Raw genomic sequence first — 14,691 nt, 5'->3', positions numbered from 1 at the left:
CCTTTAAGAGCTCGTTTTTTTGTTAAAAAGTTTCTGTCGGGATTTGAGAAAGTTTTTTAGTCCAATCGATTTCCGGATAACGTTTTTTTAGGGCAGTCGCTAAGATCCTTTTTGCCAGGTTTCCATTTCTGGTCAAGATCGGTCCATGAAAATAGGTACCGTAGACATTTTTATAAATGACGCCTTCGGTTTTGTCATCGCCGTTATTGCCGTTGCCGGAGACGATCGTCCCTAATGCTTTTTCTCCCTTGCCCAGGAAAGTACGCCCTTGGTGATTTTCAAAACCATGATATGTTTCGCCGTTTTCATTGTTTTTGATGACGATGTTGCCGATCAGACGCTTGCCGCGCATCCGATCTGTTAATTTTGGAGAATTGAGGTTTACTGTCTTGTGCGGCATTACCCCGATCCCTTCGATAGTTTTGCCGTCTGCAAATTGGATCGTGGAACCTAATAATTGAAATCCTGCACAAACAGCCAACAGGCTGCCGTTGTTTTCAATATATTTTTTGATCTCGCCGCTTTTTTGAGGCAAGTCCTTGGCGACGACCTCTTCTTCATAATCTTGACCGCCGCCAAAAAGCAGGATGTCGTAATCATCGGCTTTGAAAGGATCATGCAAAGAAATCAATTTATAGTTTATCTTGACACCGATTTGTTCTGCATAATATTTTAAAGCTAAATAGTTGCCATAGTCGCCGTAAGTATTCATCAAGTCGCCATAAAGATGGCCTAGGTTTAGTTTATATTCAGTCATCTAAAATTCTCCTTAGCAAAGCCCGCTTTGGCTAATTCCTGACGGAACATCAGCATACTTGTGTAAGTCGCTGCTACGTAAACGTTTTTAGTCGGCAGTTTTTGGATCTGGTCGACTAATTCAGCGAAATCTTTCTCGATTATTTGGTTGGAAAAACCGGCCATTTTCATTCGAACACTGAAATCCTTATACCGCTGTCCGCCGACGATGATTTTTTTCAAACCAGTCTGATGCAATTTTTCGAACTCAGCATCAAAGATCCAACTGGTATCGATACCGTCAGCATAATTGGCGTTTAAGAGCATCACTAGAGAAAATGGTTCGCTATCAGTCATCATCATGTCAATGACACTGTTAGTTCCGACTGGATTTTTTATCAAAACGATCGTTAATAGATGATCGCCTACTTTGATCTGTTCTTGACGCCCGAATATTCTTGAGTCTTCATTTAAAGCTTGATAGATCTGCTGATCGCTCAAACCGAATTGTTTGCCGAGACTATAGGCTGCTAGTGCATTGTATATGTTGTACAAGCCGCCTAGGGGGAGAAGAAACTTTTGATGGCGGATCTCGAATTTGGAAAAACTCGGTGTCAATTGATCTATTTTATCAACTGCGTATTTAAGTTCAGGCCTTTTAAAAGAGCCGTCGGGAAGAAAAAAATCACCCAGATTGGCATAGGTCAGATAATGATAATGAAGCACTTGGTCGTCGCTTGGCGCTAATATGCCGTCAGTGTTGTTTGGTGCTCGAAAATCGTTTTTCGGATCATCTTTATCAGTTTGGAATCCATAATATATGACTTTGTTCGGATAGTCTTTTCTTGCAAAGATCGGCGAATCGCCGTTAGCGATCACAACAGCTTTTTTTGATTCTTTGATGCCGTCAGTTATTTTTTCATAAGTGGTATAGATTTCTCCATAGCGGTCCATTTGGTCGCGAAAAATATTTGTCAGCAAGTAATAACCGGGTTTTAATCCTTGAGAGATTTTTTTAACGTTGGCTTCATCGACCTCCAAAACAGCGATCGGTTTTTGTCCCTTCTTTAATGAATTTTTAATTTGCTTGCGATTGGATAAAAAAGTTGAAAAAATACCTTGGACCATGTTCGATCCGGAAGGATTGGTAATGACTTGCCGCCCTGTCTGCTGTAAAACCCTCGCACTTAAAGCTGTTGTCAAGGTTTTACCGTTAGTGCCGCTGATAATGACTGTTTCGATCTTGTCGGCATATTCGCCCAGCAGATCGGAGTCGATCTTATATGCTATTTTTCCAGGCAGAGAAGTTCCGCCGCGTCTTAGGATCTGGTGCAGCAGTATGTAACTGACTGTACCGGTAAAAAGAGCAAATTTGCTGCGTAATGTCATAAATAGATTATAAGCTAATGATATTTGGTTGATATAATTGAGTCCATGACACAACTATTTTTTGAGTATGGGGCAATGGGATCAGGGAAATCTATCGAGATTTTGAAAGTCGCTCATAATTATGAATCACAGGGCAAAAAAGTCCTTTTGATGACGCCGGACGTTGACGATCGTTCCGGTGTCGGCGTGATATACAGCCGCATCGGCCTCAAAAGAAAAGCGGCCGCGATCGCCAAAGATGAAAATATTTATCAAAAAGTATTAAAAAATCATGAAAATCTAGCGGCTGTTTTGATCGATGAAGCACAGTTTTTGCAGCCCGAACAAGTCGATCAACTAGCTAGGATCGTTGATGAACTTAATATTCCGGTCATGACTTTCGGTTTGCGCCAAGATGCCTTCAATCAACTTTTTCCGGGGTCGAAAAGGTTATTTGAAATCGCAGATAAATTGGAAGAAATGAAAACGATTTGCACTTTTTGCGGAAAAAAGGCGATAACTCAATTGCGTGTCGTTGACGGCAAGCCGCAGTATACCGGCGATCAAGTTTTTATCGGCGGCAATGAATCATATGTTCCTGTTTGCCGCAAACATTGGTATCACCCTGATATGAAACGGATCGAGCAGCTCTTTTCTAATTGATTTTTAAATAAAAAAAGAACCAAGAAAGGTTCTTTTTTATTGCTGTCAAATGATTGCTTTCAGTTTTGGATAATAGTGCCAGCACAAAGCTGTTAATCCGGTAATGAAAACGATTTTTAATGCTCCTGGTACCAAAAACGGCAGCACGCCTAATTGGATCGCAGCAGGTAAAGTCATGTGAGCATAAAACATCATCCAAAAAGCACCGATGAAAAGTTGGATGACCGCAGCGGAACTGTTTGCCAGAACTACTAACGGAATTGAATTTTTGCTTCTGTCCATAATAACTTTCGTTATCAGCAGATAGATGAAAAATCCCCAAATGTATCCGCCGCTAAGGCCGAATATAACACCGAGACCAGCATGAGCGTTTGCAAATACCGGTATACCGATGGCACCGAAAAGGATGTAAAAAGCAATCGTCAACAGGCCGACTGGCAGACTTGCCAAACTGGCGATCAGCCCTACGGCCAGTGTTTGACCAGTGATCGGGATCGGTCCGATCGGAATAGTTGCTTGTGAGCTCAGTGCCATAAATACGACTAGTGAAATCGGTAATGACAACTTGCTAAAAATTTTCTTAAACATTTTTTCTCCTAAAAATCGACCTTGGTGACTTCGCCACTTTGGATCTTGATTTTTTTGTTTTCCTCAAGAATTATCAGTGATCCCTGATCATCGATAGCGATCGCTGTTCCAGCAACAGTCCTTTGTCCGCTGTGTGCCTGTATTTTTCGACCGATCAAAAACGAATTTTTGCGATATTCATCAAGAAATCGGCCGTCTTGGTAATTTTTAAATAATTTGAAAAAATTATTTATAACCGCCGCAGCGATCTGATTTCTTTTTTCTTGGCCATTTTCGGCGATCCCGGCAATTTTATCGCGAAGATCGATCGGCAATTCATTTTGATCAAGGCTTAAATTAAGGCCGATCCCAACGACTAAAGAACTGATGCTGTTGGATTCGAAATCAGTGATCGCTTCGGTCAGTATTCCGCCGACTTTTCGTTCGGACAGATACAGATCATTGACCCATTTGTAATCTAATTGAACACCGAAAACTTCCTTGATGGATCTACCGACTGCGACAGCTGTTGCGGTCGTCAATAAACCAGCCGACACCGTTTGGTCGCCCTTTAAAGGGATAGCGATACTCAGATATAAGCCGCTTTTGGCCGGAGAATAAAATTTTCGCTGAAACCTGCCGTGACCTTCAGTTTGCCGATCAGCGATCACGATCACGATACGATCGTTGTGTTCAGAGATTTCTCTTTTAGCAAAAATATTAGTCGAGTCGATCGTTGGGAAAATAAACAAACGGCTTGGCGGCAGGTCTTTTTTGATTTTTTTTGCGATCCAAGTTTTATTCAGATGGTCGCTTAAAAGCAGCCGATAGCCTAAATGGTGGCGGCTTTGTATCTCTAGTCCTTCTTGCGAAAGCTGTTTGATCAGTTTCCAAATGGCAGTCCTGCTGATAGCTAATGCTTGGGCTAAATCGTTGCCGGAATACCATTTTTGCGGATTAGCACTGAGAAAATCCTTGAGTTTGTTTTTGTTTGAGTTTTCTTTCATCACAAACGTTAACCTATTCTTATAAAAAAGTTTACTATTGTCAAGTTTCTGAACTAAATATCCCATTCTTAGCTGTCAAAATCGCTAAAAATTGACATCATATTGTTCAGTTGTTATCATACAACTCACAAACACTTTGATGTTTGAAATACTTTTAGGAGGTTTGTGATCAATGTTGATGAATGCACAGCAGATCGCTGAATTGATCCCTAATCGCTATCCGATCGCTTGGATCGACGGTGTAACTGATTTCGTACCGGATCAATCGATCGAAGCTTTTAAAAATATAACGATCAATGATCAATTTATGCGCGGACGTGAAGACATCAAAGCGGTCCCGAATATTTTCCTGATCGAAATGCTTGCACAAGCTGCTTCGATCATGATTTTGAAATCACCTAAATTCGCTGGTAAAACGGCTTATTTGGGCGGAATACATTCGGCACGCTTTAAAAGATCTGTTCTGCCCGGCGAACGATTAGATTTTAAAATCACTTTGAATAAAGTTCGTGAAAATATGGGAATAGTCGATTGTACTGCGGCCGTTGCTGATGAGCAGCTATGTTCAGCACAATTGTTTTTTGTCGTTTCACCGGCAGCTGCTGCTGACTGATACTTGAAAAAGGGCTTCTGCATTGATAATATTTTGATGTTTGAACTATTTGAACAACAAAATAATTTAGGATAAACAAATGGATAATTCTAAAATTAGACGAATCAGTTCTATGCTGATTTCCGTTTATAACGAGATCCTGCAAGTTGAAGAAAGATATCTTCGCAAAAGCCAATTTAGAGATATTAGCGTTAAAGAGGTCCATACGATCGATGCGATCACGATGTACGATCACAAGACCACGACAGCTGTTGCACGTCAATTAAAACTTTCGCCTGGAACCGTTACGGCTTCGATCGATAATTTGGTCCGCAAGGGATATGTTGTTCGACTGCAGTCTAATGATGATCGGCGGGTCATTCGATTAGGTCTGACAAGAAAGGGCCGATTGATCTACAGAGCACATGAGTCTTTTCATCGCCATATGACAGAAAGTTTTATTGAAGGCATGGATGATGATCAAGTTGATTTAATCGAAAAGTCTCTGCTCAATTTAAGAGCTTTTCTTGAGATCACTGATGACAAGGGAGGCCACGAGAATTGAAAACGATCAAAATCGTCAATACTGCCAGTCAGTTACCGGAAAAAATCGTTAGTAATGATGATCTTTCAAAGATCATGGACACTTCTGATGAATGGATATCCAGTCGGACGGGAATAAAAAATCGTCATATCGCTGTCGAAGAGACTACAGCCTCATTGGCTGCCGGCGTCATTAAAAAATTGCTGCTGCAAAGCCAAGTCGATCCAGCTGAGATCGGGTTTATCATCGTGGCTACTATGTCGCCGGATTCGACCGCTCCGGCTGCAGCTGCCAAAGCTGAGCAGCTTGCCGGATTAAATGGGATCGCCGCTTTTGATTTAAATGCAGCTTGTTCCGGTTTCGCCTTTGCTTTTACAACTGCTTCCGGTTTGGTCAACAGCCTCGATTGCAAGTATGGGATCGTCATTGGATCTGAAACACTTTCAAAATTAGTGGATTGGCAAGATCGAAGAACAGCTGTTTTGTTCGGCGACGGAGCCGGAGGAGTTTTGGTTCAAGCCGTTGATGAAGATGAGCGTTTATTAGCCAGTGATTTAAAGACATTGGCTGGGGATGCTGATTATTTGACTGCCGGATTTTTACCCCGTCAAGGATGGGGTCAAAAAAAACTTGGGAGTCCTTATTTTCAAATGGATGGACATGCTGTCTATTCCTTTGCGACACGGCAAGTTTCCCGGTCGATCAGCGACGCTTTTGCCAAGGCAAAGCTGAAAATCACTGACGCCGATTGGTTTTTATTGCATCAAGCCAATCAAAGGATCATCGACAAAGTTGCTGATCTTCTAGGAGTTTCGCAAAAATTTTTTCTGAGCAGCTTAAAAGACTATGGAAATACCTCGGCCGCCAGTATCCCGACCCTTTTAGACCTTTCGGTCAAAAAGGGTCTGGTCAAAAGAGGCCAACTGATCGTATTCAGTGGTTTTGGTGCCGGACTTAGCGTCGGCACGGTTATTTATAGATATTGATCAAAAATTATTTATTTTAATGGAGAAAAAAATGACTAAAGAAGAATTATTTGAAAAAGTTAGAGACATAATTGCAGACCAAACCGGAGAAGACGCTGATAAGATCTCGATGGACACAGATATCAAAAATGATCTTGATGCCGACAGTTTGGATGTTTTTGAAGTCATGAACGAAATAGAAGACCAGCTGGATGTCAAGATCGAAGTTGAAGAAGGTCTTAATACCGTTGGTGATCTTGTTAATTTTGTTGATAAACAATTGTCTGCTTCTAAAGGAGAATAAATATGGAATTAAGTCCATTTTTTAAAAGCTTGGGCTTGCGTTATCCGATTTTCCAAGGCGGAATGGCTTGGGTAGCTGATGGTAAATTAGCAGCCGCTGTTTCAAATGCCGGTGGAATGGGGATCATTGGTGCAGGCCATGCCCCAGCTGAGATCGTTAAACATGAGATCGATGTTGCTAAGTCTTTGACTGATCGTCCTTTTGGCGTTAATGTCATGCTGCTTTCGCCGCATGTAAAAGATGTTGTAAAAGTGATCCTTGAAGAAAAAGATTCGATCGCTTTGATCACTACTGGTGCCGGTAATCCGTCAGAATATTTGGAATCATTTAAAGATGCCGATATCAGAGTTATTCCGGTCGTACCTTCTACCGGCATGGCTCGCTTGATGGAAAGAGAAGGCGTTGATGCTGTTATCGCCGAAGGAATGGAATCCGGCGGCCATATCGGCCGGATGACTACGATGGCTTTAGTCCCGCAGGTAGTTGATTCGGTCGATATCCCTGTTATTGCTGCTGGCGGTATCGGTGACGGACGCGGCCTTGCAGCTTCCTTGATGCTTGGTGCACAAGGCGTACAAATGGGCACTCGTTTTCTAGTAGCAACTGAGTCGCATGTTCATCCTAAATATAAAAAGGCCGTTTTGAAGGCAAAAGATATTGATACTTTGGTAACCGGTAACTATGCCGGCCACCCAGCAAGAGTTTTGAAAAATAAAATGGCTGTTAAATTCGTTAGAGATGAAAAAAACGAGGCGCAAAAAAACGATCCTGATTTTAGCGGAGTTGAAGAATTAGGCAATGGAAGTTTGCGTCGAGCTGTTTTGACTGGTGATAACGAAACTGGTTCTTATATGGCTGGTGAAATTTCCGGGCTTGTAAAAAAAGAAGAACCAGCAGCTCAAATATTAGCAGAAGTGACTAGCCAGGCTGAACATCTTCTTTCTGGAGGTTTTGCTTATTAAACTTGCATATCTATTTAGCGGACAAGGTGGAAAGATCCAGCCGATCGATCCGCAGATCTACCAAGATAATATTGATTTTAGACATGTCTTTCAGCGCGCTTTCATTGAATCAGGAACTGATTACTGGCAAATGTGGCAAGATGGCGACCAACGTTTGTCTGAGACCAAAATTGCACAGCCGGCTATTTTTGCCTTGAGTACAGCTTTTTACCAAGCGATCAATAAGCAATTGCCGAAGGCAGCAGCCTTGGTTGGTTTGAGTCTTGGCGAATATAGTGCCTTGACTGCAGGCCAAAGTATTGATTGGGATATTGCTTTTAAATTGATTTCCAATCGCGGTGAATTGATGCAGGATGCCAGTGAAAAATTTCCCGGATCAATGGCTGCTGTAATGTCCTCGGATATCGATCTGATCGAAAAAAGCTGCCGAAAAGCTTCCGAATCGACTGGTTTGAAAGCGGTGCCGGCTAATTATAATTTCCCTAAGCAAACTGTTATTGGCGGTGATCGCCGGGCAGTTTCTAAAGCGGTTGAAATTTTAAAGGATGCCGGAGTTTCCAGGATCGTACCATTGGCAGTCAGCGGTGCTTTTCATACGCCGTTGATGGAATGGGCAAACCAGACTTTTGTCAAAAAGCTGTCGCAAGTGCCTTTTCAGCAAAGCACTGTCCCAGTTATCAGCAATACCAGCGGCCGGACTTTTGAATTAGACAATATGCAGGAATTGTTGAGCAGGCAAATGATCCAAGCAACTAGATTCACTGATTGTTTGAGCAGATTAAACGAAATGGGTGTGACTGATGTTATTGAATTAGGACCAGGCCACTCCTTGGTTTCTTTTGCCAAGAAAACTTTGAAGCTCCATGGATATTATGCAGTCAACGATTTAGATTCACTGAATAAAGCTGTCTATGAACTTTCGGCTTCAAGAGAGGATTCTTAAATGGAGATCAAAGATAAAGTCGTGCTTGTAACCGGCAGCAGCCGCGGGATCGGCTTAGCTGTTGCTAAGGCATTTTATCAAGCCGGTGCTAAAGTCATATTGAACAGCCGTCATCAAATAGATGATTCTATTTTAAAAGACTTTTCAGATAGCGAGCGTATCGCCATTATTTCCGGGGATGTCGCTGATGCTCAGCAAGCTGCTGATTTGGTTCAGCAGGCAGCGGATAAGTTTGGCAGTTTGGACATTTTGGTAAATAACGCCGGCATAACTCGCGACATGCTAGCTAATCGAATGAGTTTGGCAGATTTCAAGGCTCCGATCGAAACGAACTTGATCGGGACTTTTAACGTAACTCAGCCGGCGTTGAAATTGATGTACAAGCAGCGAGCCGGCGTCATTATCAATTTATCCAGTGTTGTCGCTTTGATCGGCAATATCGGCCAGATAAATTATGCATCAAGCAAGGCTGCTCTGATCGGTTTTACAAAAAGCCTCGCCCGTGAAGCATCCAGAAGACATGTTCGTTGTAATGCGATCGCTCCCGGCATGATCGATACTGATATGGTTTCCGTTTTATCAGAAAAAAATCAAGATAATTTAAAAAAACAGATTCCGCTGGGTGATTTTGGCAAACCTGAAGATGTTGCTAAAACGGCCGTCTTTCTGGCTGAAAATGATTACATCACTGGCCAAGTTCTTACCGTAGACGGCGGCTTGACTATGGCTTAAGGAGATCGCAAATTTTAAAAGGAGAAGATATGACAAGAGTAGTGATTACCGGAATGGGTGCAGTAACTCCATTAGGAAGTTCTGTTGAAGAATTCGTTGCCGGGATGAAAGCAAAAAAGGTTGGTTTCAGACCGATTTCCACTTTCGATCCTAGTGCTACCGGCGTCAGTCTGGCTGGAGAAGCAGCCGACTTTGACCCTTTAAAGCGTCTTGGAAAAAAAGATTTGCGGAGGATGGATCGCTTTTCGCAGCTGGCAGTTTATTCAGCGCTGGAAGCTTTAGAGCAAGCTGATTTTAAGGATGATGACTTAGAACCTGAACAATTCGGTGTTATTTATGGATCAGGTATCGGCGGTTTGACGACTATTCAAAACCAGGTTATCCGTATGCACGAAAAAGGCGATGATCGTGTTTCTCCAATGTTTGTTCCTACGGCGATCGCTAATATGGCTGCCGGCAACCTGGCTATTCGTTTCAACGCTAAAAACGTATGTATGACGATCGTTACGGCCTGCTCTTCGGGTGCTAATGCTATTGGCGAGGCCTTTAGAGCTGTTCAATCCGGCAGGGCTGAAATAATGCTGACAGGCGGTTCAGAGGCATCTATCAATGAGATCGGTATCAGCGGTTTTGCTGCTTTATCTACTTTGGACACCGAAACTGATCCAAAAAAGGTTTCTTTGCCATTCGATAAAAATCGCGGCGGTTTTGTAATGGGCGAAGGCGCAGGGACTTTGGTTTTGGAATCTCTTGAACATGCTCAAGTTCGCGGCGCAAAGATACTTGGCGAAATCGTTGGATATGGTGCAACTGAAGATGCATACCATATTACCAGTCCGGATCCATCTGGCGTTCAAGCAGCCAGGGCAATGGATCTAGCCATCAGAGAAGCAGGAATAAAGAAGGAACAGGTCGGCTACATCAATGCCCATGGTACGGCAACTAAGGGGAACGATTCAGCGGAATCAGCTGCTATTAACCAACTTTTTGGTAAGGACAATGATGTTTTGGTAAGCAGTACTAAATCTATGACGGGTCATCTTCTCGGCGCTGCCGGGGCAATAGAAGCGGTAGCAACAGTCAGTGCTATCAATGATTCTCAGCTTCCGGTGAATGTCGGTATCATTGAACAGGATCCGGAATGTGATGTTAATTTGGTAAACGATGGCAACAAAAACAGATCAGTAGACTATGCATTGAGTAATTCTTTTGGTTTTGGCGGTCACAATGCTGTTCTTGCCTTTAAAAAATGGAGTGATTGAAAGTGGATGAAAAAGCAATAAAAGAGCTGATCGACCAAATAGACCATAGCTCCATCCGTGAGTTAGACCTGACTTTAGACGGTTTAAGCATTCATTTATCAAAAAATAATGTTTCGCAGCCTAAAGCACCAGCAACTCAAACAAAGGATCCCAAAAGCGAACCTGCAGAAGAAGCTGTCAGGCAAAAATCTGATCAAACTGCTGATAACAGTTCTAACGACCAGCCGAATGAAAGCAAAACGGCTGATGATGATTTTAAAACGGTCGATTCACCGTTGGTCGGTGTTGCTTATCTGCAGCCAAAACCGGATGCCCCGGCCTATGTTAAGGTCGGTGATCGGGTTCAAAGCGGTCAGGTGGTTTGTGTGATCGAAGCGATGAAGATGATGACGGAAATCAAAAGCGATATCTCCGGTATCGTTGATGAGATCTTAGTTGATAATGAATCAATGGTCGATTACGGACAGCCCTTAATCAAGATCAAGGAGGAAAATTAATCAATATGGAAGAAACTAAATCAAATGAACCGGTTATGAATGCGGTCGAGATCCAACAGACTCTGCCTCACCGCTATCCCATGCTATTGGTCGATCGTGTTTTGGAACTAGTTCCTGGAGAAAAAATAGTTGCGCAAAAAAACGTTACTGTCAATGAAGAATTCTTTCAGGGGCATTTCCCAAGCAATCCCGTTATGCCGGGTGTTTTGATCGTAGAATCATTGGCTCAAGCAGGTGCGATCGCTCTACTGAAAATGGATCGTTTTGCAGGCAAAACTCCATATTTCGGCGGCGTTGATAAAGTTAAGTTTCGCCGTATGGTTCGTCCTGGGGATGTTTTAAAGCTTGAAGTAAAGTTAGTAAAACTTCGTGATAATATCGGCAGCGCTAAGGCTTTGGCTACCGTTGACGGGGAAAAAGCTTGTTCAGCAGATCTTTTGTTTTTGATCGGATAAAGGAGAATTGATGTTTAAACGTGTTTTGGTCGCAAATCGCGGCGAGATCGCTGTTCGAATAATTCGGGCCCTGCGTGAAATGAAAATCGAATCAGTTGCTGTTTATTCAACTGCCGATCGCGATAGCCTTCATGTAAAGTTAGCTGATATCGCTGTTTGCATTGGCGGACCTCAACCGACTGATTCATACCTTAATATACAAAATATCGTCAGTGCTGCAGTTTTGTCTGGTGCGGAAGCTGTTCACCCGGGCTTTGGTTTTCTGTCAGAAAATACTGATTTTGCTCGCGTCTGCGCAGAATGCGGACTTGTTTTGATCGGACCGAAAGCTGAAAATGTTGAGCTGATGGGGAACAAATCAAATGCACGAAAAGCGATGCAAGACCATGGTATTCCGGTAGTTCCCGGCAGCCAGCAAGCAATTGAAGACAGTCATGAGGCTCTGCAAGTAGCAAAACAGATCGGTTATCCGGTCATGTTAAAAGCTGCTGCCGGCGGGGGCGGCAAAGGGATCCGCGAAATCGCCAACGAGAAACAATTATTAGAAAAATTCGACCAAGCTCAGCAGGAGACAAAGCTTTCTTTTGATGATCAGGATATGTATTTGGAGAAGATAATCACTGATCCAAAGCATGTTGAGGTTCAGGTTATCCGTGATAAATTCGGTAACGTCGTTGCTTTTCCTGAAAGAGATTGTTCGCTGCAGCGCAATCATCAAAAAATGGTCGAAGAAAGTCCCTGTCCGGTCATTGATGAATCAGAGCGCCATTATTTAATGTCTTTGGCCGCCAAGGCAGCTGATGCTATCGACTATTTGAATACTGGTACCTTTGAATTTCTGATGGATAAAGATCATAATTTTTATTTCATGGAAATGAATACCCGTCTTCAAGTCGAGCATCCGATAACTGAAATGGTCACTGGTTTTGATATCGTTAAATTACAGTTGATCGTTGCTGCCGGCGAAAAATTGCCGATCTCACAAAAAGACGTCAAGGTCAACGGAACTTCTATTGAATGCCGAATAAACGCTGAGGACCCAACGATGAATTTCATGCCGCAAGCCGGTTTGATAAAATCGATCCATTTTCCAGTCGGATGCTTGGGTGCAAGGGTGGATTCAGGAGTTGACTCCGGCAGTGTTATTTCGCCGTTTTATGATTCTATGATCGCTAAATTGATCGCCCATGGCAAAAATCGTCACGAGGCACTTTCGATCATGGACCGAATGCTTGATGAGTTTACTATCGATGGTATCAAGACTAATGCTCAGTATCATAAAGCTCTTTTACATACACCAACGGTGCTTCAAGGGATGGCCAATACGGAGTTTATCGAAAAGAAATTTGCTCCAGTTTGGCAGCAGCTTGTAAAAGAGGAGGAAACTAAATGACGACTTGGTTCGATTTGCTTAAAAATTATTCCAAACAGCAAACTGATAAATTACTTAACCGATATTCTCAGCAGATACCAAGCGGTATCTGGCGTGAGTGTCCTAAGTGCCATAGTCGTTTTTATTACCGTCGGCTGGGACCCTATGAGATATGCCCTGATTGTGGTTTCGGTTTTAGGATACCTGCTCGAAAAAGACTTAAACTGTTAGCAAAAAAGTTTACTGAATGGGACAGCGACCTTGAAACTGAAGATCCGTTGAATTTTCCCGGTTATAAAGAAAAATTGGAAAGAGCACAAAAAACCACTAAGCTGAATGATAGCGTTTTGACCGGTGAAGCTACTTTAGAAAGCGGCCAAAAAATAGCGCTTGGCATCATGGATCCTTATTTCATTATGGGAAGTCTCGGTACTGTTGCCGGAGAAAAACTTACTCGTTTGTTTGAAAAAGCGACTAAACAGTATTTGCCGGTAGTTCTTTTTACTGCTTCAGGCGGAGCGCGGATGCAAGAAGGGATAAATTCTTTGATGCAGATGGCAAAAGTTTCGGCAGCGATCAATCGCCATCGGCAAGCTGGTTTACTTTATATCGTTGTTTTGACAGACCCCACGACTGGCGGTGTCACTGCTAGTTTTGCAATGGAGGGAGATGTGACATTAGCTGAACCTAAGGCCTTGGTCGGTTTTGCTGGACGCCGAGTGATCGAACAGACGATCGGCAGCAAATTACCGGATGATTTTCAGAGTGCTGAAGAACTGCAAAAAAATGGTTTTCTTGATGAGATCGTGCCGCGGCCTAAGCTCCTTTCCGAACTTGAGTTTTTGCTTAAGGTCAATAGACCAAATGCATGGGAGGATACGAATCGTGTCTGAAGAGAATGATTTAAAAGCGGTAGAAATAGTCAAGGCCGCGCGTGGGGATGAAAAAACTGATAGTCGAAGTTTTATTAACCAGCTGGTCAGTGATTTTCATGAATTTCACGGCGATCGCAACAGCGGTGATGATCCTGCCATAATCGGCGGTGTTGGTTTTTTGCTTGGCTACCCGGTAACTTTGATTTCGACACAAAAAGGTCACGAAGTAAAAGATCGGCTGGCAACACATTTTGGCAGCCCAGAACCTTGGGGTTATCGAAAAGCTGTTCGTTTGATGAAACAGGCTGAACTTTTCCATCGCCCAGTCATAAACTTGATCAATACACCTGGTGCTTTCCCTGGTGCCGATGCTGAAAAAGGAGGACAAGGAGAGGCGATCGCTGATAGCATTGCCAAAATGATGGATCTAAAAACACCAATAATCTCCCTTATTTTTGGCGAAGGCGGAAGCGGAGGTGCTCTGGCCTTGGCCAGCAGCGATCAAGTTTGGATGACGGAAAAAAGCGAATATTCGATCTTGTCGCCAGAAGGTTTTGCCTCGATCCTATGGAAAGATTCGGCTAAAGCACCCCAAGCTGCTGAGATCATGGGTCTTACCCCTCATGATTTGTTGAATGCTAAAGTGGTTGAAAAAATTATTCCTGAACCTTTGGATATTGCAAGCCTTCAAAGGGATCTTTTTTTGAAATTTAAAGAGCTTTGTTCATTACATGCCGAAGATTTGGTAACTTTGCGTTATCAACGATTTAGAAAATTTTAATACTTAATGACCGGATTTACCGGTTTTTTTTATTTTTTAAAGAGAGTTCACAAACTCTCTTTTTTTA

The 14,691-nt window shown here is 42.8% G+C and carries 18 protein-coding genes; 14 read left to right on the top strand and 4 right to left on the bottom strand.

Going from position 1 to position 14,691, the window contains the following annotated elements; translation table 11 throughout:
- Nucleotides 1-22 precede the first annotated feature (22 nt).
- Both ACKP2L_RS07575 and ACKP2L_RS07570 read right to left on the bottom strand, forming a co-directional pair.
- Nucleotides 23-757, bottom strand: a complete 735-nt coding sequence (locus ACKP2L_RS07575) for a type 1 glutamine amidotransferase (RefSeq protein WP_439425253.1) — start codon at nucleotides 755-757, stop codon at nucleotides 23-25.
- Nucleotides 754-2,124 carry a MurT ligase domain-containing protein gene (locus ACKP2L_RS07570; protein WP_439425252.1) on the bottom strand — a complete coding sequence of 457 codons (1,371 nt, stop codon included), beginning with the start codon at nucleotides 2,122-2,124 and terminating at the stop codon, nucleotides 754-756. Before ACKP2L_RS07570 ends, ACKP2L_RS07575 begins: the two co-directional genes overlap by 4 nt.
- Before the next feature lie 45 nt (nucleotides 2,125-2,169).
- On the opposite strand from ACKP2L_RS07570, the gene ACKP2L_RS07565 reads away from it, so the two are divergent.
- On the top strand, nucleotides 2,170-2,766 hold the full coding sequence (locus tag ACKP2L_RS07565) for a thymidine kinase (protein ID WP_439425251.1): 597 nt from the start codon (nucleotides 2,170-2,172) through the stop codon (nucleotides 2,764-2,766).
- 45 nt (nucleotides 2,767-2,811) lie between these two features.
- Here ACKP2L_RS07565 and ACKP2L_RS07560 read toward each other — a convergent pair whose 3' ends face one another.
- Both ACKP2L_RS07560 and ACKP2L_RS07555 read right to left on the bottom strand, forming a co-directional pair.
- Complete coding sequence (locus tag ACKP2L_RS07560) at nucleotides 2,812-3,354, bottom strand: biotin transporter BioY (RefSeq protein ID WP_439425250.1); 543 nt, start codon at nucleotides 3,352-3,354, stop codon at nucleotides 2,812-2,814.
- An 8-nt stretch (nucleotides 3,355-3,362) separates the two neighbouring features.
- Nucleotides 3,363-4,340, bottom strand: a complete 978-nt coding sequence (locus ACKP2L_RS07555) for a biotin--[acetyl-CoA-carboxylase] ligase (protein ID WP_439425249.1) — start codon at nucleotides 4,338-4,340, stop codon at nucleotides 3,363-3,365.
- A gap of 172 nt (nucleotides 4,341-4,512) precedes the next feature.
- Between ACKP2L_RS07555 and fabZ (ACKP2L_RS07550) the strand changes: the two genes are divergently transcribed.
- The 13 genes from fabZ (ACKP2L_RS07550) to accA all read left to right on the top strand — a co-directional run bounded on the left by fabZ (ACKP2L_RS07550) (nucleotide 4,513) and on the right by accA (nucleotide 14,624).
- The gene (gene fabZ, locus ACKP2L_RS07550; protein ID WP_439425248.1) at nucleotides 4,513-4,953 is read left to right on the top strand and encodes a 3-hydroxyacyl-ACP dehydratase FabZ; all 441 of its coding nucleotides are present in this window, start codon (nucleotides 4,513-4,515) and stop codon (nucleotides 4,951-4,953) included.
- A 79-nt stretch (nucleotides 4,954-5,032) separates the two neighbouring features.
- A complete protein-coding gene (locus tag ACKP2L_RS07545; protein ID WP_439425247.1) occupies nucleotides 5,033-5,497 on the top strand; it encodes a MarR family winged helix-turn-helix transcriptional regulator in 465 nt (154 codons plus the stop codon).
- Nucleotides 5,494-6,462, top strand: a complete 969-nt coding sequence (locus ACKP2L_RS07540) for a beta-ketoacyl-ACP synthase III (protein WP_439425246.1) — start codon at nucleotides 5,494-5,496, stop codon at nucleotides 6,460-6,462. Before ACKP2L_RS07545 ends, ACKP2L_RS07540 begins: the two co-directional genes overlap by 4 nt.
- A 31-nt stretch (nucleotides 6,463-6,493) precedes the next feature.
- Nucleotides 6,494-6,745: an acyl carrier protein gene (locus tag ACKP2L_RS07535; RefSeq protein ID WP_439425245.1), complete on the top strand. Its 252-nt coding sequence runs from the start codon at nucleotides 6,494-6,496 to the stop codon at nucleotides 6,743-6,745.
- A 2-nt stretch (nucleotides 6,746-6,747) separates the two neighbouring features.
- Nucleotides 6,748-7,707, top strand: coding sequence for a nitronate monooxygenase (locus tag ACKP2L_RS07530; protein WP_439425244.1), 960 nt, complete (start codon nucleotides 6,748-6,750; stop codon nucleotides 7,705-7,707).
- Complete coding sequence (locus tag ACKP2L_RS07525; RefSeq protein WP_439425243.1) at nucleotides 7,697-8,650, top strand: ACP S-malonyltransferase; 954 nt, start codon at nucleotides 7,697-7,699, stop codon at nucleotides 8,648-8,650. Before ACKP2L_RS07530 ends, ACKP2L_RS07525 begins: the two co-directional genes overlap by 11 nt.
- Nucleotides 8,651-9,382: a 3-oxoacyl-ACP reductase family protein gene (locus tag ACKP2L_RS07520; protein WP_439425242.1), complete on the top strand. Its 732-nt coding sequence runs from the start codon at nucleotides 8,651-8,653 to the stop codon at nucleotides 9,380-9,382.
- A 29-nt stretch (nucleotides 9,383-9,411) separates the two neighbouring features.
- Complete coding sequence (gene fabF / locus ACKP2L_RS07515; protein ID WP_439425241.1) at nucleotides 9,412-10,644, top strand: beta-ketoacyl-ACP synthase II; 1,233 nt, start codon at nucleotides 9,412-9,414, stop codon at nucleotides 10,642-10,644.
- A gap of 2 nt (nucleotides 10,645-10,646) precedes the next feature.
- The gene (gene accB, locus ACKP2L_RS07510; RefSeq protein WP_439425240.1) at nucleotides 10,647-11,141 is read left to right on the top strand and encodes an acetyl-CoA carboxylase biotin carboxyl carrier protein; all 495 of its coding nucleotides are present in this window, start codon (nucleotides 10,647-10,649) and stop codon (nucleotides 11,139-11,141) included.
- 5 nt (nucleotides 11,142-11,146) lie between these two features.
- Nucleotides 11,147-11,596 (top strand): 3-hydroxyacyl-ACP dehydratase FabZ, encoded by a 450-nt coding sequence (fabZ, locus tag ACKP2L_RS07505; RefSeq protein ID WP_439425239.1) that lies wholly within the window; start codon nucleotides 11,147-11,149, stop codon nucleotides 11,594-11,596.
- Between the two features lie 10 nt (nucleotides 11,597-11,606).
- Nucleotides 11,607-12,989, top strand: coding sequence for an acetyl-CoA carboxylase biotin carboxylase subunit (locus ACKP2L_RS07500; RefSeq protein ID WP_439425238.1), 1,383 nt, complete (start codon nucleotides 11,607-11,609; stop codon nucleotides 12,987-12,989).
- Entirely contained in the window at nucleotides 12,986-13,861 is an 876-nt protein-coding gene (gene accD, locus ACKP2L_RS07495; protein WP_439425237.1) for an acetyl-CoA carboxylase, carboxyltransferase subunit beta, read from the top strand. Before ACKP2L_RS07500 ends, accD begins: the two co-directional genes overlap by 4 nt.
- The gene (gene accA / locus ACKP2L_RS07490) at nucleotides 13,854-14,624 is read left to right on the top strand and encodes a carboxyltransferase subunit alpha (protein WP_439425236.1); all 771 of its coding nucleotides are present in this window, start codon (nucleotides 13,854-13,856) and stop codon (nucleotides 14,622-14,624) included. Before accD ends, accA begins: the two co-directional genes overlap by 8 nt.
- Nucleotides 14,625-14,691: the final 67 nt, after the last annotated feature.

The sequence above is a fragment of the Oenococcus alcoholitolerans genome, assembly GCF_051852995.1.
In the GTDB taxonomy this organism is placed as follows: Bacteria; Bacillota; Bacilli; order Lactobacillales; family Lactobacillaceae; genus Oenococcus; species Oenococcus alcoholitolerans.
This window is presented reverse-complemented; position numbering and strand designations above follow the sequence as displayed.

Coding starts and splice junctions, on each gene's coding strand:
- ACKP2L_RS07575 (WP_439425253.1), bottom strand. CDS start 757: ATGACTGAATATAAACTAAACCTAGGCCATCTTTATGGCGACTTGATG.
- ACKP2L_RS07570 (WP_439425252.1), bottom strand. CDS start 2,124: ATGACATTACGCAGCAAATTTGCTCTTTTTACCGGTACAGTCAGTTAC.
- ACKP2L_RS07565 (WP_439425251.1), top strand. CDS start 2,170: ATGACACAACTATTTTTTGAGTATGGGGCAATGGGATCAGGGAAATCT.
- ACKP2L_RS07560 (WP_439425250.1), bottom strand. CDS start 3,354: ATGTTTAAGAAAATTTTTAGCAAGTTGTCATTACCGATTTCACTAGTC.
- ACKP2L_RS07555 (WP_439425249.1), bottom strand. CDS start 4,340: ATGAAAGAAAACTCAAACAAAAACAAACTCAAGGATTTTCTCAGTGCT.
- fabZ (WP_439425248.1), top strand. CDS start 4,513: ATGTTGATGAATGCACAGCAGATCGCTGAATTGATCCCTAATCGCTAT.
- ACKP2L_RS07545 (WP_439425247.1), top strand. CDS start 5,033: ATGGATAATTCTAAAATTAGACGAATCAGTTCTATGCTGATTTCCGTT.
- ACKP2L_RS07535 (WP_439425245.1), top strand. CDS start 6,494: ATGACTAAAGAAGAATTATTTGAAAAAGTTAGAGACATAATTGCAGAC.
- ACKP2L_RS07530 (WP_439425244.1), top strand. CDS start 6,748: ATGGAATTAAGTCCATTTTTTAAAAGCTTGGGCTTGCGTTATCCGATT.
- ACKP2L_RS07520 (WP_439425242.1), top strand. CDS start 8,651: ATGGAGATCAAAGATAAAGTCGTGCTTGTAACCGGCAGCAGCCGCGGG.
- fabF (WP_439425241.1), top strand. CDS start 9,412: ATGACAAGAGTAGTGATTACCGGAATGGGTGCAGTAACTCCATTAGGA.
- fabZ (WP_439425239.1), top strand. CDS start 11,147: ATGGAAGAAACTAAATCAAATGAACCGGTTATGAATGCGGTCGAGATC.
- ACKP2L_RS07500 (WP_439425238.1), top strand. CDS start 11,607: ATGTTTAAACGTGTTTTGGTCGCAAATCGCGGCGAGATCGCTGTTCGA.
- accD (WP_439425237.1), top strand. CDS start 12,986: ATGACGACTTGGTTCGATTTGCTTAAAAATTATTCCAAACAGCAAACT.